Source organism: Paractinoplanes pyxinae (assembly GCF_026626335.1).
Lineage (GTDB): Bacteria > Actinomycetota > Actinomycetes > Mycobacteriales > Micromonosporaceae > Actinoplanes > Actinoplanes pyxinae.
This window is the reverse complement of sequence record NZ_JAPNTZ010000016.1, coordinates 36,318-58,425: the sequence shown is the minus strand read 5'-3', so window position 1 is coordinate 58,425 and position 22,108 is coordinate 36,318. Positions and strand designations below refer to the sequence as shown.

Genomic DNA, 22,108 nt, shown 5'->3' with positions numbered 1-22,108 from the left:
ACCATGACCAGAACACCCCTGATAGCCGCATTCCTGGGCGCAGCTCTCGTCCTCACCGCCTGTGGCGGGGACGGCGGCGACGACACCGCCGAGGCGGCGGCCCCCACGACCCGCAGCGTCACGGCCGACAACGGCACCGTCCAGGTTCCGGCCGCCCCGCAACGGGTGGCCACGATCGGCAACACGACTCAGCCGTACATCGACCTCGGCGGCAAGCCGGTCGCCGTCACCCAGGTGGTCGAGTCGACGCTCACGAAGCTGCCCGCAGACCAGCAGGCGACGTACAAGGCCGCCACGAACGTCGGTGATCAGGAGATCGACCTCGAGAAGCTGGCCGGCTTGAAGCCGGACCTCATCCTGGTCCAGATCGACGACGCCGGGTTCAAGGCGATCGAGAAGCAGCTCACGTCGATCGCCCCGACGGTCTCGTGGTCGCTCGACACCGAGTGGAAAGAGTTCGCCGACGCGATCTCGGAGGCCGGCAACACGTCGGCCGCCCTGAGCCAGCAGAAGACGCAGTTCGCGGAGAAGGTCGCGAAGATCAAGGAGACCTACGGCGCGGTCATCAAGGACACCACGTTCGTCGACATCGCCCGCGCGGAGTGGAGCGATCCCGGAACGTTCTACATCGCGGACATCGGCTGCTCCGAGATCGCCCGGGACGACATCGGCCTGAACCTGCCCGAGGCCGCCGCCGGCCAGGACCCGCTGGCGTACGCGAACCTGCCGTACGAGCAGCTCACTTCGCTGTCCAAGTACGACGTGATCACCTACCCGGTCACCGCCGCGGGCCAGCCGACCGTGCCCTTCGCCGAGGTGGCCAACCTCAACACCTGGAAGGCGCTGCCCGCCGTGACCTCCGGTCGCGCGCTCGGCGTCTTCTGCCCCGGCAACAACTCGTACGGGCCGGTCCTGCAGTACCTGGACTCGCTCGACAAGGCACTGGCGACCCTCCCGGCCAAGGAGTGACAGTCCTCGCCGTACGGCAGGACGGTCCGGGCACCACGACGGTGCCCGGACCGCGTCGTCGTCTGCTCGGCCTGGTCATCGCGCTGGTGGTGCTCGTCGTCCTGCTGGTGCTGAGCGTGATGATCGGGTCGACGTCGATCCCGCCGTCGGTGGTGTGGGACGCGCTGGTCCACTCCTCGACCGGCATCGACCAGGTCGCGGTCCAGGACTACCGGCTGCCGCGCACCATCGTGGGCCTGGTCGTCGGGGTCGCGCTCGGGCTGTCGGGCGCGCTGATCCAGGCGCTCACCCGCAACCCCCTGGCCGATCCGGGCATTCTCGGCGTCCACGCCGGGGCGTCGTTCGCGGTGACGGTCGCCGTGGGGCTGCTCGGCGTCAGCGACGTCCAGGGCTACATGTGGTTCGCGTTCGCGGGCGCGCTGGTCGTCACCCTGATGGTGCTGGCACTCGGGTCGACGCGGCAGGGCTCCTCGCCGGTGGTCATGGTGCTGGCCGGGGTCTGCGTCGGCGCGGTGCTCGGCGGCGCCCGGGAGGCGCTGCAACTGACCGACCCGGACGCCTTCGACGCGATGCGCTCGTGGAACGCCGGTTCGATCGGGGGACGCCCGCTGGAGGTGGTGTGGCCGATCCTGCCGTTCCTCGCGGTGGCGCTGGTTCTGGCCTTCGTGGTGGCCGGCCCGCTCAACGCGATGGCCCTGGGCGACGAGCTGGCGGTGTCGCACGGCGTCAGCCTGGCCCGCACCCGCGTCCTCGCCATCATCGCGCTCACCCTGCTCGCCGGGGGAGCGACGGCCATCGCCGGGCCGATCGCGTTCGTCGGCCTCATGGTTCCGCACGTGGCCCGGTGGATCGCCGGCCCGCACCAGCGGTGGATCTTCGCGTACAGCGTCCTGCTCGCCCCCGGCCTGCTGCTGGTCTCCGACATCCTCGGGCGGGTCGTGCTGCGGCCCGGCGAGATCCCCGTGGGTGTCGTCACCGCCTTCGTCGGCGCCCCCGTGCTCATCGCGCTGGTGCGGCGGAAGAAGGCGAGCGGGTTGTGAGCAGCGACGTGGACTTCGGCCGGCCGATGCTGGTGCTGCGGCGCCGCCGGATCGCGGTACGGCTCGAGCGGCGCTCGGTCGTCGTGTGCGCGGTGCTGGTGCTGGCGCTCGCCGGCCTGGCGGTTCTCGCCCTGATGACCGGCTCGTACTCGCTCGGCCCGGGGGAGGTGCTGTCCGCCCTGACGGGCCGCGAAACCGGGCTGATGCACGACATCGTGGTCGAGTGGCGGCTGCCCCGGGTGACCGCGGCGCTGGTGTTCGGGGCCGCCCTGGGGGTCAGCGGGGCGGTCTTCCAGTCGATGTTGCGCAACCCGCTCGCGGACCCCGGCATCATCGGGTTCTCCCAGGGCGCCTACACCGGCGCGCTGATCGTGATCCTGGTCGTCAACGGCAGCTACGGGCAGCTGGCGGGCGGGGCGTTGCTGGGCGGGATGGTCACGGCCCTCGCCGTGTACGTGCTCGCGTACCGGCGCGGCGTGCAGGGGTTCCGCCTGATCGTCGTCGGCATCGGCGTCTCGGCGATGCTGGGGTCGCTGAACACGTGGCTGATCCTCAAGGCCGACCTGGACCAGGCGATGGCCGCGGCAACGTGGGGCGCCGGGTCACTCAACGGGACATCCTGGGATCAGGTGATCATCGGCGGCATCTGCGTGCTCGTGCTCCTGCCGGCGGCGGGGATGCTGAGCCGGCCGATGCGGCAGATGGAGCTGGGCGACGATGCGGCCGCGGCTTTGGGCGTACGCGTCCCGGCCGCCCGCCTCGGCCTGGTCGTGGTGGGTGTGGCGCTGACGGCTACGGTCACCGCGGCGGCCGGGCCGATCGCCTTCATCTCGCTGGTCGCGCCGCAGATCGCCCGCCGGCTCGCGCGCACCGCGGGCATCACCCTCGCCCCCGCCGCCCTCGTCGGCGCGCTGCTCTGCCTGGCCGCCGACTACATCGCCCAGCACGTCGCCCCGACCCCGCTGCCGGTGGGCATCGTCACCGTCGTGCTCGGCGGCGGCTACCTCGGCTGGCTGCTGTTCACCGAAGCCAGGAGGCGCCTGTGACCACCCCGACACGACTCCAGGTGGAGTCGGCGACCATCGGCTACGACAAACGCGTCATCTCCCGCGACCTGTCGGTGGCCATCCCCGACGAGTCGTTCACGGTCATCGTGGGTCCGAACGCGTGCGGCAAGTCCACCCTGCTGCGCGGCCTGTCGCGGCTGCTGCGGCCGTCGGCCGGGCAGGTCGTCCTCGACGGCGCCGACATCAACTCCTTCCGGACGAAGGAGGTGGCGCGGCGGGTCGGGCTGCTCCCGCAGACCTCGATCGCCCCCGACGGCATCACGGTGGCCGACCTGGTGGCTCGCGGCCGGTATCCGTACCACGGCTTCATGCGGCAGTGGACCGCGGACGACGAGCGGGCCGTGCGCAATGCGATGGACGCCGCCGCCGTCACCGGCCTCTCGAGCCGGCTCGTCGACGAGCTCTCGGGCGGGCAGCGTCAGCGGGTGTGGGTGGCGATGGCGCTCGCCCAGCACACCGACATCCTGCTGCTGGACGAGCCCACGACCTTCCTCGACATCACCCACCAGATCGAGCTGCTGGAGCTGTTCACCGATCTCAACCAGGCCGGCCGCACGCTGGTCGCCGTCCTGCACGACCTCAACCACGCCGCGCGCTTCGGCACCCACCTGATCGCCATGAAGGACGGCCGGATCGTCGCCGAGGGCACCCCCGAGAAGATCGTCACGGCCGAACTGGTCGAGGAGGTCTTCGGGCTGCGCTGCCTGGTCGTCGCCGACCCCGTGGCCGGCACCCCGCACGTGGTGCCGCTGGGCCGGGACCGCAGCCGTTGAAGCACGTCGAGCCCCCTGACGCCCGGCCGTTCGAGGTCAGGCCGGGCGAGCGTCCCGGCCGGTTCGTGGCGCGCGTCGTCTTCTCACTGCCCCGGGTCACCGTTCCCGCGATGCTGCTGGCGATCGTGTGGCAGGTCGGCGAGTCGGCGGTCCCGGTGGTGATGGGCCTCGCGATCGACCGGGCCCTCGCCACCGGGGACGCCGGACAGCTGGGGCGGTGGCTCGGTGCGCTGGTCGCCCTCTACGTGGCCTTGACGGCGGCGGCCGGGCTCTCGCTGCGGCTGACCGCCTATGCGGTGCAGGTGCTGCAGCACCGGCTGCGCGGCACCCTGTCCATCGGCGTGCTGCATCGGGTCGGCGGCGCCGCCCGGGCGCCGGACGGCGGCGTGGTCTCGGTGATGACGAACGACGTCACGCGCCTGTCGAACGCGGTGATTCTCGCGATCATCCCGGTCTCGCGGATGACGGCCATCGGCTTCATCGCGGTCTCGCTGCTGGCGACGCATTGGCTGCTCGGGCTGGTGGTGCTGCTCGGGGCGCCGGTCGCGGTCTGGTTGATGGGCGTGCTCAGCGAGCGGCTGTCCCGCGACAGCCGCGAGTACCAGACGCTGCTGGCTTCCACGGTCGGGCAGGCGACCGATCTGGTGGCCGGCTACCGGGTGCTCAAGGGCGTAGGCGCCGAGGCCGAGGCCGGTCGGCGGTACGGGCGAGCCAGCCGGGCGGCCCTCGTCGGTGCGCAACGCAACGCGGGCCTGCTCGGGCGGTTCCTGGTCGGTTCGGGCGTGGTCAACGGCGTGTTCCTCGTCGCGGTGACCGGGCTGGCGGGCTGGTTCGCCGTGGACGGGCGGCTGAGCGTCGGCGGGCTGATCGCCGCGGTCGGCCTCTCGCAGGCCCTGCTGCCGCAGATGCAGTGGATCGCGCGCGCCTCCATACCCAACCTCGCCAACGCCCGCGCATCCGCCGCCCGCCTTCTGGACGTACTGCCGCCCGCCCCCGTCAGCGGGATCCCGTCTACGGCGCTGTTTCAGAAGCCGTCCACTTTGGAGGTTACGGGTGCGAGCCTGTACGTCCGGGTCGAGCCGGGCGAGTTCGTCGGAGTGCGCGCCGACGACCCCACCGCCGCCCGTCTGGCCGCAGCCCTGCTGAGCCCGGAACACGACAGCGGCCTCGAGGTGCGCCTCGACGGCGAATACCGCTCCCGGGTCATCGTCGCCCCGCATCAGGTCACCCTGTTCACCGGAACGATCCGCGACAACCTCACCCGGGACGCCCCCGAGCGGCTGCGATCCGCGTTGCACGCGGCGGCCTGCGACGACTTCGCGGCCGATCTCGACGCCCCGGTCGGCGAGAACGGCCACCGCCTCTCCGGCGGCCAGCGGCAGCGCCTCGCCCTCGCGCGGGCCGTTTCGACCGGCGCGCCGGTGCTGGTGCTGCACGACCCGACCACCGCGGTCGACTCGGTGACCGAGCAGACGATCGCGGGCCGGCTGCGCGAGTTCCGTGCGGGCCGCTCGACGCTGCTGATCACCTCGTCCCCGGCCCTGCTGGGCGGCTGCGACCGGATCGTCGACCTGCTCGACCGGACGGCGGCGAGATGACCGCGCTTCCGGTCGCCGGCGGACGCGACACGGCCCGCGAGTTGTGGCGGCTCAGCCGCGGGCATCGACTCCGGCTCGTTGCCGTCGGCGTGACGGGGATGGCCGGCACCGCGGTCGAACTGATCGTTCCCGTGGCGATCGGGTTCCTCGTCGACCGGGTGCGGGCCGGCACCGCCGACCTGGGCACCGTGCTGCTGCTCACGGCGGCCATGATGGTCTCGGCCGTGCTCGGGGCGGCCGGCACCGCGGTGACGATCGTCCTGGCGACGCGGGTCTTCCACAACGTGCTGGCCGCGCTGCGGGAACGGCTCGTGCAGCGCGGTCTGACGCTGCCGCAACACGTCGTCGAACGGGCCGGCACCGGGGATCTGATTTCCCGGTCCAGCGACGACGTGACCGCCGTGGCGGATGCCGCCCCCGCGGTGATCCCGGCCGTCACGGTCGCCGCGTTCACCGTCGTCGTGTCACTCGGCGGGCTCGCGGCGCTGGAATGGCCGTACGCCGCCGCGTTCGCCGTCGTGCTGCCCGTCTACGTGCTCGCCCTGCGCTGGTATCTGCGCACCGGGCCGGCGGTGTACCGCGCCGAGCGCGCGGGGATGAGCGCCCGCGCCCAGCAGATCGTCGAGTCCCAGCGCGGGTACGCCACGGTGGCCGGCTTCGGACTCGCCGAGCAGCGGCACCGCGCCGTGATGACGGACTCCTGGGCCGTCGCGGTGCAGGCGCTGCTGGCCCGCCGGGTGCAGAGCATGTTCAACGCCCGCCTGAACCTCGGCGAGTGCCTGACCCTGGTCACCGTGCTGGTCGTCGGCTTCCTCCTCATCGGCCGCGGGGCCTCCACCGTCGGCGGAGCCACGACCGCCGTGCTCCTCGTCCTGCGCCTGCTCGAGCCGGTCAACCAGCTGATGTTCGTCGTCGACACCCTGCAGTCGGCCCTGGCCTCACTGAGCCGGATGGTCGGTGTCGCCACGATGCCGGCCGGTCCCGGCTCAGCCGCATCCGTCTCTCCGTGCGTGCGAATCCATGACGTCACTTTCCGGTACGGCGACGGACCGCGCGTGCTCGACGGCATCAGCCTCGACATCGCCGCCGGTCAGCACGTCGCCGTGGTCGGCGCCTCCGGGGCCGGCAAGACCACGCTGGCCGCCGTGATCGCCGGCATCCATCCGCCCTCGACGGGAACGGTGACCCGCCCCGCCCGTACGGCGGTCATCACCCAGGAGGTCCATGTGTTCGCCGGGACGCTGCGCGACAACCTCACCCTCGCCGCACCCGACGCCACCGACCGCGACCTCCACACAGCACTCGACGCCACCGGCGCCACCGCGATCCTCGACCTGGCCCCCGACGGACTGGACACCCTCGTCGGCGCCGGGGGACATCCGCTCACCGACGCCCAGGCCCAGCAGCTCGCCCTCGCCCGCCTGCTGCTCGCCGCCCCGGAACTGGCCATCCTCGACGAGGCGACCGCGGAAGCCGGCTCCGCCCACGCCGGCCTCCTCGACCGCGCCGCCGACGCCGCGCTGGCCGGCCGGACCGGGCTGGTGATCGCCCACCGGCTCGCCCAGGCCGCCACCTGCGACCGGATCGTCGTGATGGAGCACGGCCGGATCATCGAGGCGGGCACCCACCAGGAACTCGTGGCGGTGCAAGGCACCTACGCCCGGCTGTGGAAAGCCTGGGCGCTGTGACAAGCCCGCTAGCGGGCTGGGCCGAGGGCCGGCTTTACGTCGATGATCGGGGTGCCGTCGACCGCCTCGAGGTTGGCTACCCGTAGGCGGTGGCCGTCGACGGCCAGCACCTGGACGCGGTGCAGGCCGATCGGGTTGGGGCGGTCGGCCGAGCGGGTGCTGAAGACGCCGGTCAGCGGGTTGGCCGGGTTGTCGCGCGGGTGGACGGCCAGCTGGGAACGGTCGGCCAGGTGCAGCCAGGTCAGAACGAAGATGTCGTCGCCGGCGCTCAGGTTCTGCAGGCCCTCGGTCACGGCGGGATCGAAGGACAGCCAGGCTTCGGGGCCTCCCTCGACGCCCTGCTTCGGCGCGGTCGCCGGATCGGTCAGGGCCGACTCGACCACGCCGATCGGCCGGATCTCGTAGGTCATGGATCCCATCGTGGACCGGGGCGCGATCGGCGTCGAGATCCGAGCCGGCCGGATGTGCTTGGATGTGCCGTGCGGTTGAGCGAGGTCATTCTGCGGCTGGGTCACCGGCGATGGTTCGCCACGGCCGGGCGGCTGCTGATGCCGCTCGACCGGCGGCTGATCCGGCTCACCGGCGGGCGCCTCTCGGTGACCGGGTGGCGGACGGCGCCGCCGACGTTGCTGCTGACGACGCGGGGGCGGACCAGCGGCCGGCTTCGCGAGCGGCCCCTGCTGTACGCGTGGGACGGTGACGCGTACGTCGTCATCGGTTCGAACTGGGGTCAGGCCGGGCACCCGGCCTGGTCGGGCAACCTGCTGGCCGACCCGGCGGCCACGGTGACGATCGCCGGCCAGACCACCGCCGTCCGCGCGACGCTGCTGGAGGGAGCGGAGCGCGACCGGGTGTGGCCGCAGCTGCTGCGGGTGTGGCCGGCCTACCGGGACTACGACGCCCGTTCCGGCCGCACGCTGCGGATCTTCCGGCTCGAGCCGGTCCGGCGAGGCGGCTAGGGGTCGGTCAGCCGCCCATCGACAAATTCGCGAAGCCCGCGGAAGCGTTCGCTTCCGCGGGCATTCATCGCAGGGATTGTCAGGCGACGACGCGCAAGGCCTCGATGCTCAGCGACCGGCCGACGGTGCCGAGCTGGATCTGCCCGTTGCGCCCGGCGCACTGCAGCTTCTGCCAGCCGACATTGGCCACGTGGGCCTGGGCGCAGACACCCGGGCGGGTGCTCAGCCGCATCGCCTCCAGGCGCAGCGAGCGGCCCTGGGTGCCGATCGCCATGTTGCCCTGCGGGCCGGTGCACTTCGCGCGCTGCCAGCCCTGGTTCTGCACGTGCGCCTGGGCGCACACACCGCCGGCGCGGCGGGTCGAGACGGCCAGCGCCTCGAGGCGCAGGGAACGGCCGACGGTGCCGGCGACGGCGGCGCGGTGGTTGCTGGAGCAGCGCCAGCCCTGCCAGCCGATGTTCTGCACGTGGGCGTTGACGCAGACGGCGTTGCGGTCGCGCCGCATCGCCATCTTGGCGGCCGGGCTCAGCAGCGGGGCTTTCACGTTCGCAACGGGTGCGGGCGGGGCGGCCGGGGCCGCCGTGGCGGAGGCGTCGGCAACCGGCACCGTGATCGCGGAGGCGATCAGGCCGGCCATCGCCGCCTTACGGAGGAAGGTAGGAAGCTTTGCCATGCTGGGGTGAACCGGTCCCGGCCCGGCCACGACGCGGTTTCGTGGCAATTTGTCCGCTTATCACCGGAACGGATGACCGCGATCTCGTGGGTGAGTTCGCCGGCTCACAGGCGCCTCCGGTGGGCCACTTCCGCGTCGTCCGGGGGCGTGGTCGGGTAGAACTCGGCCTCGAAGAACCGGGCGAACGGGAGAGATTCCAGCGTCTCCTTCGCTTCCTTCTCGTCCGCGGCGATGACTTCGACGAACGTCGCCCGCCGGGCGGGGGAGATGTGATGGGCGCCGATCCGGCCCTCCGAACGCAGCGCGCCCAACTGCCTCTGCTCGTCCTCCCGCAGGGCGTTGAACTCAGCGGGATCCGTGTCGGCGCGGAGGGTTCCGACCACCATGTACGTCTGTGTGCGGGCCGGGCTCGGGGCCGGCTCGGCGGAGATCTCGGTGGCGTACCTCGACCAGAGCGGCGCCATGGTCTCGTGCGTCATGGGCTGCCCGGACTCGACCATTTTCTTGAGGTCCTGGAAGTACTGCACGTACAGGTCCGGCGTGAAGGTGGACAGAATGACCGCCGGTTCGTCGCCCTGCGCGGCGAAGGTGTGCGGCGCCCCGGGCGGGACCAGGACCCACGTGCCGGGTTCGGCATCGATGTCTTCCTGCCCGACGGTGAATCGCACGGTGCCGGAGAGCACGTAGAAGCCCTCGTCGTGCTGGGCGTGACGGTGCTGGATCGGGCCGGGCGTGTGCGGAGGAACGGTGATCTGGCCGATGCCCAGGCGATGGGCGGTGTGGCTGCCGTCCTCGAGAATGCGGATCTGTGACGGCCCGCTGGCGATGAGCTCACCCTCGCCGGGGCGGACGACGGAGATCGGAACCATGGAAAGCCTCCCTGATGTCGCGGCGTGACATCAAAGGTAGCACTGATGTCGCGTCGTGACATCAGCTCCGGGGTGTGAGGGAGGCCAGCAGTGACAACACCGCTTCGGTGACGGTGCGCAGGTCGGCGTGGTCATCGCTTCGCAACCAGCGCCGGTAGGCCGTACGGAAAACCTGGCTTGCCGCATCGGCCGCGAGATCCGCCGTGTCGGAGTCGATGCCGCGCTTCCGCAGCGCGCCGCGGAACCCGTCGGCCAACTGCTGCTGCTTGATCAGGTCGCGTTCCAGCAGGCGGGGATTGGCGGCGATCATCTCGTCCCGCCGGCGCAGGTCCTCCCGCGAGCCGAGTTTTTCCCAGTCGTGCGCGGCCAGGACCGTGGTCACCGCCCGCAGCGGCTCCGTCAGGTCAGGCATACGCAGAAGCTCATCGACCAGCGTCTCGTTGAGCGCATCGGCGTCGGCGAAGAGGATCTCTTCCTTGTCCGGGAAGTACCGGAAGAAGGTCCGGGTGGTCACGCGGGCTCGATCGGCGATCTGGACGGCACTGGTCTGCTCGAACCCCTGCTCGGCGAACAGGTCCATGGCGGCCTGCTTCATCCGCTCCTCGCTGCCGTGTTCCCACCGGGGCATGGCGCCAGAATAACCGCACGCCGTGGTCACTCCTGGGTTTGCTGCTTCCGCGGCAGGGCCCCGGTCTGGGTGACGTCCTCGGCGACCGCGTTCAGCTTGCGGTTGAGAGCCTGGCTGGTCGTGCGGAGCAGGTCGAACGCCCGATCGGCGGTGATCTTGTGGACGTTCATGAGGATGCCGACGGCGGCGCCGATCTGGCGGCTGGTGGTGAGCGCGCCGCTGAGCTGGGCGGCCCTCTCCGCACTCTCGGCACGCAGCAGCAACACCCGGGCGTGCGCGGCGAACAGCGAGGCCATGGTGATCGCGTCGGGTGTGTACGCGGCCGGCTCGTCGCTGTACAGGTTGAGCGCGGTGCGATCGGGGCCGTCGCTGAGGTGGAAAGACAGTACTCCGCGGACCGGGGTGGCGGCCCGGGTGGCCCGCCGGAACTGCGGCCACCGGTCGTCGTCGTCGAGGTCCGGGCTGTGCACCGGCTGGTCGTCCAGGGCCGCGTTCAGGCAGGGGCCGTCGCCGAGGTCGTACTGGATCTGATCGACCGCCCGGGCGATCTCGGCGGTGAAGGCCAGGGTGCGCGGCTGCCGTCGTTCGCGCCAGACGGTGACGGCGGCCCAGCGGCAGCCGGGCACGGCGATGACCGCGGCGTCGACCAGCCGCTGCAGCGCGGCGCCTCGCTCGCCGCCGCTGCTCAGGTACTGGTTGAGCTCGACGAACTCCCGGGCGAGCTCGGCCGGATCGGAACGACCCTTCATCACTTCGCTTTTCCCTTGTTCCCGGGCGGTCAATCCCTTGGCCGGACAGCGCGCCTCATCGGACCGTGGCCGGTTGCCACGGCAGCCCGACGAGATCCAGCACGTCGGCCGCGTTGCTGCCGGGCACGGCCCGCAGGGTGAGGGGGTGGCCGTGGGCGGCGCTCCGGTCGCGCGCGTGGAACAGGACCCGGACGGCTGCGCTGGCGAGCAGTTCGCCATCGGACAGGTCGATCTCGATCGGGAACACTCCGCCGCGCCCGGCCACGTCAAGCCGGTCGGCGTGCTCGATCGCGTTGGCCATCAGTTCGGACACGGCCAAGTCGATCGCCTGCTCGTCCCGGACGGCCGGTCCCATCTGCCGGGACCAGTCGCGGATCGTCTCGCGCAGCACGGCCAGCCCGCCCGGTTCGGCGAGCAGGTCGAGCGACAGCGGCGTGACCGGTGCCGGCCGGCGCTGCACGGCCAAGGCGGTGACGTCGTCGTCGTAGCCTCGCCGGGTGATCAGCTCCATGCCCTGCTCACAGACCCGCTCCGGCGCCGATTCGGGAGCGCCGACCGGTAACAGCCGGTTGGCCACGGCGTCGCCGATCACCGTGGCCAGCTCCGTCATCGCGTCGCGCGTGCTCTGCCCCGGCCGCTCGATCAACCCGTCGGTGTAGAGCAGCAGCACCTCGTCGTCGGCCAGGGTCGCCTCGGCGATCACCCGCTGCGATCCGGTGCCCAAGGGGCCACCGCCGGACGGCGGCAGGAACCGCGTCGCTCCCTCCGGAGTGGTGGCCAGGGGCGGAGGGTGTCCGCAGGTGGTGTACCGCAACCGTCCCGTGGCCGGCTCCAGAACGGCCACGCACACGGTCGCCGCCCGCATCGAGGCCGCCCGCGCCGCCAGATCGTCCGCCCAGTCCAGGGCCTGCTCCAGGTCACCCGTTCGGGTCAGCACCGCATTGAGGACACTGCGCAGCTGACTCATCGCCGCAGAGGCGGCCACCCCGTGGCCCACGATGTCGCCCACCACCAGCGCCACCGACCCGTCGGCCAGCGGGACCGCGTCGAACCGGTCCCCACCGGCGGCCTTGTCCGGGGAGGCCACCAGGTAGCGGGCGGCCAGCACCGCGTCCGGCAGTTCTGGCCGAACTGGAACCGCCACTCCCGGACCGCCTGCAGCTCACCGGACTGCCGCACCCGATCGAAGAGCTCGAAGATCTGCTGGGTCAGCGTCTCGGGGAACAACTCCGGCATCTTCCGCACCATCTTGGCGCTTCTCCGTCCACGGTGTCTCGCTCGCGGCGCAACCCTGACGTATTCTCCCTTGTGAGGAACCGCGCCGTTCAGAACAGAGGGGACGCGCTCCTGCTCGCCGCCGGAGCGGTCTCATGCCCTACGAGCAGCCTTCCGACATCACCGCGGACTACCTGCACATCGATCCGGTCGTGGCCGAGGCCGGCCGGCTGATCCGGCTCATCGTCCGCGGCGAACTCGACAGCGACACCGCACGCCAGCTGACCAGGGTCTGCACGCGCATGCTGTCGGCGCCCCGGGTCGCCCGGGTCGAGCTCGACCTGACCGAGATGACCTTCATCGACGCGGCGGGTGTGCGGTCCCTGCTGACCTGCCGGGAAGAGGCCGAGACCGCGGACGTAGCCATGACGCTGCGTGGCCCGACACCTGAGGTCACCCGAGTCCTTTCCGTTCTCGGCCTGCTCGACCACTTCGTGATCGCCGACGATCCCGTGGACCGGTCACCGACCGTGACAGCCGCGCGCGCCGAATTCCACGGTGAGGACTTCGACGGCTGGCGGCGACGCTCGGCCGGGGTGCGCCGCGAAGCGCAGAAGACCCGCAGCCGCGCGCTCGACGCCATCAACCGCAGCAAATTTCTTCGTACGACCGACAGCTGAGGCACCCGGGCCGCGTCCGACGGGGCAGCCGGCGCTATGACGCGATTGATACTCTCCGGCTCCAAGTAGTCACCGGAGAGGAAGTCTGTGGTCTCCCCGAAGCTGGACATGCAGCGCGCCGCGGGCAAGCTCGCCATCTTCCTAATCGGCGTGTACGCCCTGGTGCTGTTCGGCCTGGTGGTCAGCACCGCCTCCGGTGACCCGATCCCGCTGGTGGGGTGGCCGATCGCGCTGGTGCCGGCGGTGGCGTTCGTCTACTCGTTCGTCGCCGCGGTCCGGTTGCACAGGACGGCCGAGCCCGACCAGACGGCGGTGCTCTGGCGCCGGAGTCTGCTGTACGCGGTCATCGGGACCGTTCTCGCCGTGGCGGCCGTCGTCATCATCAACAGGATCACGCCGGTATGAGCTTTCAAGTTGACCCTGCGGCATTGCGCCGGTACGCCGGGCGTCTCGACGAAGTGGAACGGGTGGCCGAGGACGCCGGTCGGTACGTGGAGGCGCACGGCAACTTCGGGTTTCACGAGGCGGGCATCATCGGCTTCGCGGCCCCCGGGCACCGCCATCTGATGGCGAACCTTCACGAGCTGGTGACCCGGCTGCGCGAGCTGGGAGTGGAGTCGCAGAAGGCTCTGCGCACCGCGGCCGACGAGTATCAGCGTACCGACGAGAAGGCGGCGGCCAAGGTCGACGCGACCTATCCCGAGGTTCCGCGAGCCTCGCCGTTCCGGGACTGAGGCGAGTCATGGGTGATCCGAGCGCACTGCTGGCGGCGCCGTCCACGCCGGAAGAATCGGTGAGCAACGGGTTCGTCAACCCGGTCGACCTGTTCAACTACGTCAGCCCGTCGGCCTGGATCAACTCGGGCATCGAGAAGGCCACCGGCATCGACATCTTCGGCTACTTCACCGACGCGGTCGCCGGCGAGTGGGACGCGATGTGGAAGTTCGGCGAGGCCATGGGGCACCTCGCCGACTGCCTGCAGGAACTGGGCATCAACATCCAGCAGGGCGCCATCGACCTCGACGCCGAGTGGGACGGCAACGCCGCCGACGCCGCGTACCAGTACTTCTCGCAGTTCGCGGCGTCCGTCAGCGGTCAGCAGCTCGACCTGCGCGACATCCAGCAGAACTACCACAAGGCGGCGCAGGGGGCCTGGCAGCTGTCCAACCAGCTCGGCAACATCCTGCAGGCCATCGCCGACAAGTTCATCATCGCCGGCATCGCCGCCGCGGCCGGCACCATCACCGCCGAGACCGGCGTCGGCGCCGTGGTCGGGTACGGCGTGGCCGGTCTGCAGGTGCTGCAGATGCTGAAGCTGTTCAACGACGCCTCAGTCAAAATCAACACCGCGGGCAGCGTCATCGCCGGCATCTTCGGCGGCGGCATGGACATCGGTTACAAGGGCGGCGACCTCTCATCGGTGCCGCTGCCCACCGCCGCCTACACGACGCCGGGAGCCTGAGTGTCCGACGACAACGCGCTGGACGACGAGTTCGCGCGGATGGCCGGTGGCCGCAAGCTGGGCCAGGAGCTGCGGCGCAACCTGGAGAAGCTGCGGGACGGCGGGGCCGGCCCCGACCTGGCCGAGATGGCCCGCGACGTCCTCGACGGCCGGATCAGCGTGCGTGACGTCAGCCGCAGCAGCGCCTATGCCGGCCCGCTGTCCGACGCGATGGACCGCTACCGCGACGCTCTGGACGGCATGAGCGACGAGGAGCGGCAGCGCCTGGTCGCCGAGGCCGAGGAGCGTTTCCGCGACGACGAGGACTCGCGGTAACTACGTGAGGTAGAGGAACGACAGCAGGAACGGGCTGTTCTCGGTGACCACCTCGCCCTGCGGCGGGGCGGTCACGTCGGCCTGCAAGCCGAAGTCGGAGAAGGTGAACCTGGCCTCCTCGTTCGCGACCTTGCTCAGGCCTACCGATGTGAACCGGCCACGGTCGTCGAGGGTGACCCGTACCCGCAATGTGACGCCGCTTTCCAGAGCCTGCGTGCCGGCGAAAGCGTGGGCGCCTGTCCGCCGGACGCCGGTGGCGCTGGACGCGGGGTTGGCCAGAATCCACGGGAACTTGTCGTTCCACACGACGGAGGTCTCGCGGCCGACCGGCAGTGGGGTACGCACCCAGTCGTCCTCGGTGATCCGTTCTTCAGTGGTCGGCGACAGCGGCATCCCGGCCAGCGTCTTGCCGCTCACGCGCATGTAGATGTCCGTCCCGATGCGGCGTACGACGAACTCCTTGCCGGTGATCTCCCAGTTCCCCGTCGCGGCGGCCACCCGGCCGGTGTAGTCGAGCCGGGCGTTCCCGCAGATCTGCGCGAAGCGGGCCGACTCCCGGCCGAGTTGCGCTTTCGCCGCCGCGATCGCGGCCTGGGGGTCGGACGGCACGGTGGCGGGCGCCGACGGGGCCTGACTCGGGGCTGCGGCCCCCGTGCCGGTGGTGGCGGTGGTGGCGGTGGAACCGCAGGCCGCCACCGTAACCAGCACAACCACCGTGGCGATCCCATGGCGCGTCCGCATTCCCAGCTCCCCGTTCGACGACATCGACGCGCCACTGTAGCGGTCGCCACCGGAAGCTCCGACCCGGCGGCCGGGGGCGCTCGGCCGACTTCGTGGACTGAGGGCACAGACGTGGCGTGCGGGGGAGCGTCCCCGCACGCCACGTTCGTACTAGATGGGCTCGCCCGCTACGCCGCTGTAGCCGACCAGGCCGTGTTCCTTCGCCATGGACAGGATCTCGGACAGGTGGTCCAGCTCGCGGACGGACAACGTGAGAAGCACGTACTTCAGCGCGTCGTCCGGCTCGTCCTCCAGGTCGAACTTCGTGGGCTCGAGCGAGTCCTCGATCTCTGGCCAGCGGGCCAGCAGTCCCTCGCGGAACCGGACGACGTCGGGGCTTCCGGTCAGGTCGCTGGTGTCACCTTCGGCGATCTTGTCGAAGATCTCTTCGGGGTCGGCCGTGCCGTGTTTCCAGAAGCCGAAATCGCTACTCACGACGCCATCCTAGGGGAACTTGGGGAAGCAGATCGGACACTTCGTGCTGCGCCGGATGACCGTCGTCTTGAAGCCGTACGTCTTCTCCAGCCATTCATCCTTCTTGCGCTGCCCTCTGGTGTAGTTCGACTTGTTGACCTTCACCTCGAACAGGTCGAGGCCGCCGCTGTCGTTCTTGATCGCGATGTCGACCTGCCGCCGGCCGTACGGCGTCCAGAACTCGAAGCCGTTGCCGTACGTCTCGCTGTAGATGTCCGATCGATTGTGGAACCGTTCGAACGTGGCCGTCATCTCGTTCACACCTTCGGCGCCCCGGGCCTTGTCGTGCGTCCGGTTGCCGCAGTTGTGCACGAGGACCGACGAGTCGCCGGCCCGCACGTAGTACGTGTGGGTGCTGTTGACGGTGAGGTTGTAGACCGTGGTCCGGTCCGTGCGGTCGTTCGTGGCCTCGACCGTGACCGTGCGCCCGCCGGTGTCGCGAAGCTCGTCACCGACTTTGAGGTCGTCGGCGACGATCCAGCCGCGGCCGGGGCTGTAGAACTTGTGGCCGGCGGTCGCGGTGATCTCGCCGCCGCCCACCGTCAGCTCGACCAGGCTCTTGTCGCCGCTGCCGACGATCGACGCGGTGACCTGCTGCGGCCGGCTGACGCCGGTGGCGGCGTCGGTGGCCTTCACCGTGTCGCCCGGCTGCACCTTCTCGATCGGCTTGCTGGTGCCGTCGGCCATCAGGATGAGCGTGCCGGCGGCGAACGAGTTGGCCAGCCGCTTGCCGGCGCCCTTGGCCACCTTGCAGCTTTCCTCGGTGACCGATTTGGCTTTGTCCCGGACCTTGTTGACGGCGTTCTTGGCCGTTGCCTTGGCCTTGCCGCCGATGTCCTTGGCCGCCTTGACCGCGTTCTCGACCTGTTTGGCGGCCCCGGACTTCACCGCCGTCACCGGCGCCTCGACCACCTTCTTGATCCGCTGCGGGATCGAGGTCAGCGCCTTACGGGCCGCTTTCAGATTGGTGTACGCGTCGATCAGGCGCCGCCCGACGCCGACGGCCTTGATGGCCACCTTCGCCGCCTTGAACATCTTGCCCCACGGCACCGCCTGCAGCGCGGTGGAGATGCAGGCCACGATGTCGCCCTCGGTGATGCAGGCCTTGGCGTCGTTGAAGCCGACCAGGTCGAGGATGAGGTTGACGATCTCGTCGCCGATCTGCTTGACGAAACCCTCGGCCTCGTCGACCAGCTTCTTGGCGTTGAGCCAGTCCGGGTTGTCGACCTCGACCGTGCCGCCGTCCGGGGTGGCCGCGTCGGCGCTGGCGGCGCCCGCGTCGGGGTTGTTCATCCGGTGCTCGGCCGCGGTGACGCTGCCGTAGAAGACCCCGCCGTTGTCCGGGTCCTCGCCGGTCGGGTCGGTCAGCACGGTCGGGCGGGCGTTGGTGTACGAGTACGTCGACACCGACGGGTCGGTCTCCGGCTGGGCCACCGGGTCGGTGGAGTCGAAGCGGCCCGTGCCCGGGTCGTAGTTGCGGGCGCCCATCGAGTAGCGGTCGCCCTGGGTGACGTCCTGGTACGTGCCGGCGTACTGCAGCGGGTTGACCGGCGCGTCGTCGGTCAGCTTGGAGCTCTCGGTGACACCGAAGGCGTCGTAGTCGTACGACCATTCCGGGGTGCCGCCGGCCGACACGACACCGGACACACCGCCGAGCCAGTCGTGCAGGTATGAGTGGGCGGCGGCCCCGGCCAGCAGCCCGAGCGCTTCACCGCCCGGGTTGTAGACGTAGCTCCGTTGCTGGGTGCCGCCCCCGCCGGTCTGCGACTCCGAGGCCAGCATGGGCCGCGGGCCGTTGACGTCCCACGACCACTTCTGCACGATCTGGTCGGCGCCGGTCCCGGTGACCGACTGAATCCGCTGGCCGACCGCGTCGTACGTGTAATTCGTGGTTTTGCCGTTGACCGTGGCCGACGTCATGCGGCTGTCGAGCGAGTAGGTGAACTTGTCCGAGCCCGCCTGCGTCTGGTTGCCCTCCTGGTCGTAGGCGAAGGCCCGCAAGCTGTTCCGGGAGCCGACCGTCGCCTCGAGGACCAGCTGGTTGGCGGCGTCGTACGTGTACTTGGTGAGCGTGTTCTCGCCCGGTGCGGCCAGCTTCTTGGTGGTGCGGTTGCCGACCAGGTCGTACGTGTAGTCGGTCCGCGAGGCGCTCGAGCCCGAGCACGCCTGCGCCCCGAAACACTCGGCGGTTAGCCGGTTGGCCTCGTCGTAGGTGTAGGCGGTGGCCTCGGTGCTGGTCGGCTGGCCCGGCTCGCCCTTGGTCTCGGTGATCCGGGTCGGGTTGCCGACCTTGTCGAGCACCAGGTTGAAGGCGGACAGCGTGGTGTCGCCCTTGGCCGCCGCGATCCCGGTGAGCCGGCCGGCCCGGTCGTACTCGCGGTTCTCGACGACGCCGGTGGACGCCGGGTAGGTCGTCTTCGTGAGGTTGTCGGCCGCGTCGTACCCGAATTCGTAGCGTGAGCTCGTGCCGCCCTTACTGCTGGTCAGCGCGGTGACCCGGTCGCCGTCGTCGTAGTCGGCGGCGATCCTGGTGCCGTCCGGGTAGCTGCGGCTGACGATGCGGTCCTCGGCGTCGTAGCCGTAGCCGAAGACCTGGTCGCCCCGGGCCACCTCGGTGAGGCGTTCGGTCTTGTCGTACGCGTAGGACTGCACCCCGGTCGGGTCGGCCGCCGCGGTCAGCTTGTTCTTGGCGTCGTAGCCGTACGTGAAGAGGGTGCCGTTCTGCCCGAGCTTCTTGCTCGTCAGCCGGCCCAGGTTGTCGTAGCCGAAGAAGATCGTGCCGTCCGGGTCGGGCCGGCTCGGCAGCAGGCGCGCGGTGCGCTCCTGAACCAGTTGCGAGTTGGCGTCGTAGACGTACTCGCGCCGCCGGCCGAGCTGGTCGGTGGTCGCCTCGGCTCGCCCGGCCCGGTCGTACTCGGTGAAGGCCGAGCGCAGCAGCGGGTCGGTGCGGCGGACCTCCTGGCCGTTCGCGTTGTACTGGTAGGTCGTGGACAGGATCGTGGCGTCCGGCCCGGTGACCGAGGTGAGCCAGTCGTTGTCGTTGTACCCGTACTTCGTGGTGTGGTTGTTGGCGTCGGTCACCGCGGTCAGGCGGTCGTTGGCGTCGTAGGTCCGCTTGGTGACGTTGCCGAGCGGGTCGGTCGCCGAGATCGGGTTGCCGGCCTGGTCGTAGCCGTACTTCGTGGTGTAGTCGGCCGGGTTGTTGCCGGCGACGTTGCCGCGCGGCTCGGTGATCTCGGTGGGCCGGCCGTCGTCGTCGTACTTCCAGGTGGTCACGCCGCCGGTCGGCGAGGTCTGCTTCGTCGGGTTGCCGACCTCGTCGTACTCGATGCCGGCGTTGGCCCCGCCGCCGGGCGACGAGCTTCCGGTGCGCCGGTTGGCCCCGTCGAACGTGCTCGTCAGCGACTCGCCGTTCTCGTCGGTCATGCCGACGACGTTGCCGTTGTTGTCGTAGCGCACCGAGGTGCTGTTGCCGAGCTGGTCGACCTGCTTGTCCGGCCGGTCCAGCGCGTCGAACCCGGTGTCCACCTTGACCCGGGTGCCGTCCGAGCCGTAGGGCCGGTCGGCCTGCACCAGGTTGCCGTTGAAGTCGTAGTGGAAGGTGCTGGTGAACAGCGCCTTCTGGGCCGCGTCGGCGTTGCCGATCGGCGCGACCTCGGTCGCCACCCGGCCCGTGGTGTCGTAGGTCCAGCTCGTGGTGAGGTTGAGACCGCCCGGGTCGATTGTCTCCGACTTGCGCCGGCCGGCCGGGGTGTACTCGGTGGCGGTGACGTCGCCGACCGGGTTCTTCTGCACGACCGGGCGGCCCGCCTTGTCGTACGTGGTGATGGTGTTGCCGGCCAGCGGATCGGTCGACACCACGAGCTGGCCGAGCTCGTCGAAGGTCCGGCGGTACGGCAGCAGCTTGCCCGGCTTGCGCATCTCGACGATCTGGTTCTCGGCGTCGTACTCGTACCGGGTGCGGTACTTGTCCGGGTCGGCGCCGGAGACCGTGCCGCGCGGGTCGACGACCGACGTCATCCGGCCCGTCTTGTCGTAGGTCATGACGGTCTTGCGGCCGGTCGGGGCGGTCTCCGAGGTGCGGTTGCCGTCGGCGTCGTACGTGTAGGTGGTGGCCTTGTCGCGCGGGTCGGTCCGCTTCACGACCTGGCCCTTGCCGTCGTACTCGTACTTGTAGCCGGTCTTCTGCTCCGGGTTGCGCTGGCTGGTGAGCTCGTTGAACTCGTTGTAGGTGTAGATCCACTTCTGGCCGCGGCCGTCGGTGTAGGTGGTCTGGTTGCCGCGGTCGTCGAAGTCGCTGGTCTGTGTGAAGGAGAAGGGCTCGGGTGCCGTACGCGTGCGCGGGTTGCCGTTCGCGTCGAACGCCGTCTCCTCCTGGTTGCCCTTGGGGTCGACCACCAGGCTCTTCTGCAGCTTGCCGTCGTAGCGCGTGTTGACCACGTCGTTGTTGGCGTTCCGGCTGAACAGCAACACGTTGTCGCGGTAGCCGTCGACGACCACGACGCCGTCCGGGTCGGTGGTGGTGGCCCGCTGCTGGCCGGCGTCCCAGGCGAACGTGGTGACCGCGCCCAGCGCGTCGGTCTGCTTGGCCACGCGGCCGGTCGCGTCGTACTCGTTGAGCAGCTGGCGGTTGCCGCGCGGGTCGTGGACGGTGGTCAGCCGCCCGGCCGCGTCGTAGCCGTAGCTGGTCGTGGTGCGGCGGGCGTCCTGCGTCTTGAGCAGCCGCCCGTCCTGGTAGTCGAACTGCGCGCTGCGCCCGTCGGGCAGTGTCACCTTGGTGACCAGGCCCAGGTCGGACCGCACCTCGAACTTGACGACACGCCCGCTCGGGTCGGTGATGCGGTCGAGAGTCCCGGCCGCGGAGTAGGTCAGGGTGACGCCGTCGCCGCGCGGGTTCTTGATCGAGACGAGCCTGCCGGTCGCGTCGAAGCGGAGCACCCGCCGATCGGGCGGCGTCAGTTGCCACCCGCTGTCGATCTTGACGAGCTTGGCCCGTACGCCGGCCGGGGCGGAATACGTGCCGTCGGCGCCCCCGGTGTAGACGGCCTCGGCGCCGTCCTCGGCCCGCACCCGTGCCGCCCCGCCGTCGGCGGCCACGATCGCCACGCCATACGAGGAACTCCAGCCCGGCCCGAACAGCCCGCGCGCGGTGTTGCCGGAGGAGTAGTAGCGGGCCAGCCGGAACGGGATGCCGAACGACGGCATCGCGAAGTCCTGCTCGACGCGGTTGAAGGTGCCGGTGCCGGTGTTGACCATCTGGCCCCGGAAGGCCTGCGCCCGCACGGTGGTGCCCAGCACGGTGGCGCAGCCGCAGCCGACGGCCTGCCCGGCCGGAACCGACGGCGGCGTCTCCACCCGCCGGGGCCGCGCCGGCAACGATTCCGGACTGCTGAGCTCACCCTCGGCCGTGGCCACGGTGACGGTGACCGTGTAGGTGCGGGCCGGATCGAGAACCCAGCCCTCGGCCGCCCCGAAGCTGCGGCAGTAGGTGGCCGGGAACGAGCAGATGTTCAGATCGGCCTGGCCCAGGTCGATCGACCGCTGCTCGGTGCCCGCCTGCACGTCGCGGACGGTGGCCCACCAGCGGTCGGTGGGCCCGATCTCGGCGTCGAAGTAGACGACCAGCGAGGTGTCGCCGAGCAGGTAACCCGGCCGGACGAGCGGCACACTGGGCGCCGCCAGCTCGGCGTTGAGGCGCAGGGTCTTGACGGTGGCCTCGCGCCTATCGGCCTTGGCCGACGCGGCGACCTTCGTGGGTTTGCCCGCGGCCTCGGTGGCCGGCGGGACAGGCTCGGCCGCTTTACCGGCGGGCAGCCCGTGGTTGGCGGTGGCGGAGGGCGGCAGCCCGCGGTCGACCGGCTTCGCGCCGGCCGGCGCGACCGGCGCCGGTTCAGCCGCCGAGGCGGACGCGATGGGCACGGCCAGAAGGGCCGCCGTGACGACCGGAATCAGTAAATGGCACAGCTTGAGGCGCTGCGGCACACGCATGGCATTCCCCCGTGGAAGCGATGGCAGTCCGCCTCACCCTGACCCCATCGATATATGTCAATCAATGGATGATCGGACCGGATCGCCTCGGCCGAATGTCCTAGGTAGAGCATGCATTCGGCACCGTGCATCGCCGGGCAGGACCGGAGGAGCCGGAGCGGGTTTGCCGCCCCGCCCCGGC

Annotated in this window: 21 protein-coding genes; 12 read left to right on the top strand and 9 right to left on the bottom strand. The window is 70.6% G+C overall.

Features of this window, described 5'->3' with window-relative positions; genetic code table 11:
* The first annotated feature begins 3 nt into the window (after window positions 1-3).
* The 6 genes from OWR29_RS36865 to OWR29_RS36840 are packed head-to-tail and all read left to right on the top strand — an operon-like array spanning window position 4 to window position 7,135.
* Complete coding sequence (locus OWR29_RS36865; RefSeq protein ID WP_267568137.1) at window positions 4-969, top strand: ABC transporter substrate-binding protein; 966 nt, start codon at window positions 4-6, stop codon at window positions 967-969.
* Window positions 966-2,009 carry a FecCD family ABC transporter permease gene (locus OWR29_RS36860; RefSeq protein ID WP_267568136.1) on the top strand — a complete coding sequence of 348 codons (1,044 nt, stop codon included), beginning with the start codon at window positions 966-968 and terminating at the stop codon, window positions 2,007-2,009. Before OWR29_RS36865 ends, OWR29_RS36860 begins: the two co-directional genes overlap by 4 nt.
* Window positions 2,006-3,055, top strand: coding sequence for a FecCD family ABC transporter permease (locus tag OWR29_RS36855; protein WP_267568135.1), 1,050 nt, complete (start codon window positions 2,006-2,008; stop codon window positions 3,053-3,055). The genes OWR29_RS36860 and OWR29_RS36855 overlap by 4 nt, the downstream gene beginning before the upstream one ends.
* Window positions 3,052-3,849 (top strand): ABC transporter ATP-binding protein, encoded by a 798-nt coding sequence (locus OWR29_RS36850; RefSeq protein WP_267568134.1) that lies wholly within the window; start codon window positions 3,052-3,054, stop codon window positions 3,847-3,849. Before OWR29_RS36855 ends, OWR29_RS36850 begins: the two co-directional genes overlap by 4 nt.
* Window positions 3,846-5,447 carry an ABC transporter transmembrane domain-containing protein gene (locus OWR29_RS36845; protein ID WP_267568133.1) on the top strand — a complete coding sequence of 534 codons (1,602 nt, stop codon included), beginning with the start codon at window positions 3,846-3,848 and terminating at the stop codon, window positions 5,445-5,447. Before OWR29_RS36850 ends, OWR29_RS36845 begins: the two co-directional genes overlap by 4 nt.
* On the top strand, window positions 5,444-7,135 hold the full coding sequence (locus OWR29_RS36840; protein ID WP_267568132.1) for an ABC transporter ATP-binding protein: 1,692 nt from the start codon (window positions 5,444-5,446) through the stop codon (window positions 7,133-7,135). The genes OWR29_RS36845 and OWR29_RS36840 overlap by 4 nt, the downstream gene beginning before the upstream one ends.
* An 8-nt stretch (window positions 7,136-7,143) precedes the next feature.
* Here the strand turns inward: OWR29_RS36840 and tsaA are convergent, their stop codons facing one another.
* On the bottom strand, window positions 7,144-7,545 hold the full coding sequence (gene tsaA / locus OWR29_RS36835; protein WP_267568131.1) for a tRNA (N6-threonylcarbamoyladenosine(37)-N6)-methyltransferase TrmO: 402 nt from the start codon (window positions 7,543-7,545) through the stop codon (window positions 7,144-7,146).
* Window positions 7,546-7,614: 69 nt separating this feature from the next.
* Here tsaA and OWR29_RS36830 point away from each other — a divergent pair, with 69 nt between their 5' ends.
* A complete protein-coding gene (locus OWR29_RS36830; protein ID WP_267568130.1) occupies window positions 7,615-8,094 on the top strand; it encodes a nitroreductase family deazaflavin-dependent oxidoreductase in 480 nt (159 codons plus the stop codon).
* Window positions 8,095-8,173: 79 nt separating this feature from the next.
* Here OWR29_RS36830 and OWR29_RS36825 read toward each other — a convergent pair whose 3' ends face one another.
* The 5 genes from OWR29_RS36825 to OWR29_RS36805 all read right to left on the bottom strand — a co-directional run bounded on the left by OWR29_RS36825 (window position 8,174) and on the right by OWR29_RS36805 (window position 12,157).
* Window positions 8,174-8,767, bottom strand: a complete 594-nt coding sequence (locus tag OWR29_RS36825; RefSeq protein WP_267568129.1) for a hypothetical protein — start codon at window positions 8,765-8,767, stop codon at window positions 8,174-8,176.
* Window positions 8,768-8,871: 104 nt separating this feature from the next.
* Window positions 8,872-9,636 carry a cupin domain-containing protein gene (locus tag OWR29_RS36820; RefSeq protein ID WP_267568128.1) on the bottom strand — a complete coding sequence of 255 codons (765 nt, stop codon included), beginning with the start codon at window positions 9,634-9,636 and terminating at the stop codon, window positions 8,872-8,874.
* Between the two features lie 61 nt (window positions 9,637-9,697).
* On the bottom strand, window positions 9,698-10,216 hold the full coding sequence (locus tag OWR29_RS36815) for a TetR family transcriptional regulator (RefSeq protein WP_267568127.1): 519 nt from the start codon (window positions 10,214-10,216) through the stop codon (window positions 9,698-9,700).
* Window positions 10,217-10,290: 74 nt separating this feature from the next.
* Window positions 10,291-11,013, bottom strand: coding sequence for a GAF and ANTAR domain-containing protein (locus OWR29_RS36810; protein WP_267568126.1), 723 nt, complete (start codon window positions 11,011-11,013; stop codon window positions 10,291-10,293).
* 55 nt (window positions 11,014-11,068) lie between these two features.
* The gene (locus OWR29_RS36805; RefSeq protein ID WP_267568125.1) at window positions 11,069-12,157 is read right to left on the bottom strand and encodes a SpoIIE family protein phosphatase; all 1,089 of its coding nucleotides are present in this window, start codon (window positions 12,155-12,157) and stop codon (window positions 11,069-11,071) included.
* Window positions 12,158-12,383: 226 nt separating this feature from the next.
* On the opposite strand from OWR29_RS36805, the gene OWR29_RS36800 reads away from it, so the two are divergent.
* The 5 genes from OWR29_RS36800 to OWR29_RS36780 all read left to right on the top strand — a co-directional run bounded on the left by OWR29_RS36800 (window position 12,384) and on the right by OWR29_RS36780 (window position 14,685).
* Window positions 12,384-12,908 (top strand): STAS domain-containing protein, encoded by a 525-nt coding sequence (locus OWR29_RS36800; protein WP_267568124.1) that lies wholly within the window; start codon window positions 12,384-12,386, stop codon window positions 12,906-12,908.
* A gap of 87 nt (window positions 12,909-12,995) precedes the next feature.
* On the top strand, window positions 12,996-13,313 hold the full coding sequence (locus OWR29_RS36795) for a hypothetical protein (protein WP_267568123.1): 318 nt from the start codon (window positions 12,996-12,998) through the stop codon (window positions 13,311-13,313).
* Window positions 13,310-13,642, top strand: coding sequence for a type VII secretion target (locus OWR29_RS36790; protein WP_267568122.1), 333 nt, complete (start codon window positions 13,310-13,312; stop codon window positions 13,640-13,642). The genes OWR29_RS36795 and OWR29_RS36790 overlap by 4 nt, the downstream gene beginning before the upstream one ends.
* An 8-nt stretch (window positions 13,643-13,650) precedes the next feature.
* Window positions 13,651-14,370, top strand: a complete 720-nt coding sequence (locus OWR29_RS36785) for a hypothetical protein (protein ID WP_267568121.1) — start codon at window positions 13,651-13,653, stop codon at window positions 14,368-14,370.
* Entirely contained in the window at window positions 14,371-14,685 is a 315-nt protein-coding gene (locus OWR29_RS36780; protein WP_267568120.1) for a hypothetical protein, read from the top strand. It begins immediately after the preceding gene.
* Here OWR29_RS36780 and OWR29_RS36775 read toward each other — a convergent pair whose 3' ends face one another.
* The 3 genes from OWR29_RS36775 to OWR29_RS36765 form a co-directional block, all read right to left on the bottom strand.
* Window positions 14,686-15,426 (bottom strand): hypothetical protein, encoded by a 741-nt coding sequence (locus OWR29_RS36775; RefSeq protein WP_267568119.1) that lies wholly within the window; start codon window positions 15,424-15,426, stop codon window positions 14,686-14,688.
* Between the two features lie 150 nt (window positions 15,427-15,576).
* Window positions 15,577-15,900 carry a hypothetical protein gene (locus OWR29_RS36770; protein ID WP_267568118.1) on the bottom strand — a complete coding sequence of 108 codons (324 nt, stop codon included), beginning with the start codon at window positions 15,898-15,900 and terminating at the stop codon, window positions 15,577-15,579.
* Window positions 15,901-15,909: 9 nt separating this feature from the next.
* Window positions 15,910-21,927, bottom strand: coding sequence for a polymorphic toxin-type HINT domain-containing protein (locus OWR29_RS36765; protein ID WP_267568117.1), 6,018 nt, complete (start codon window positions 21,925-21,927; stop codon window positions 15,910-15,912).
* Between the last annotated feature and the right edge of the window lie 181 nt (window positions 21,928-22,108).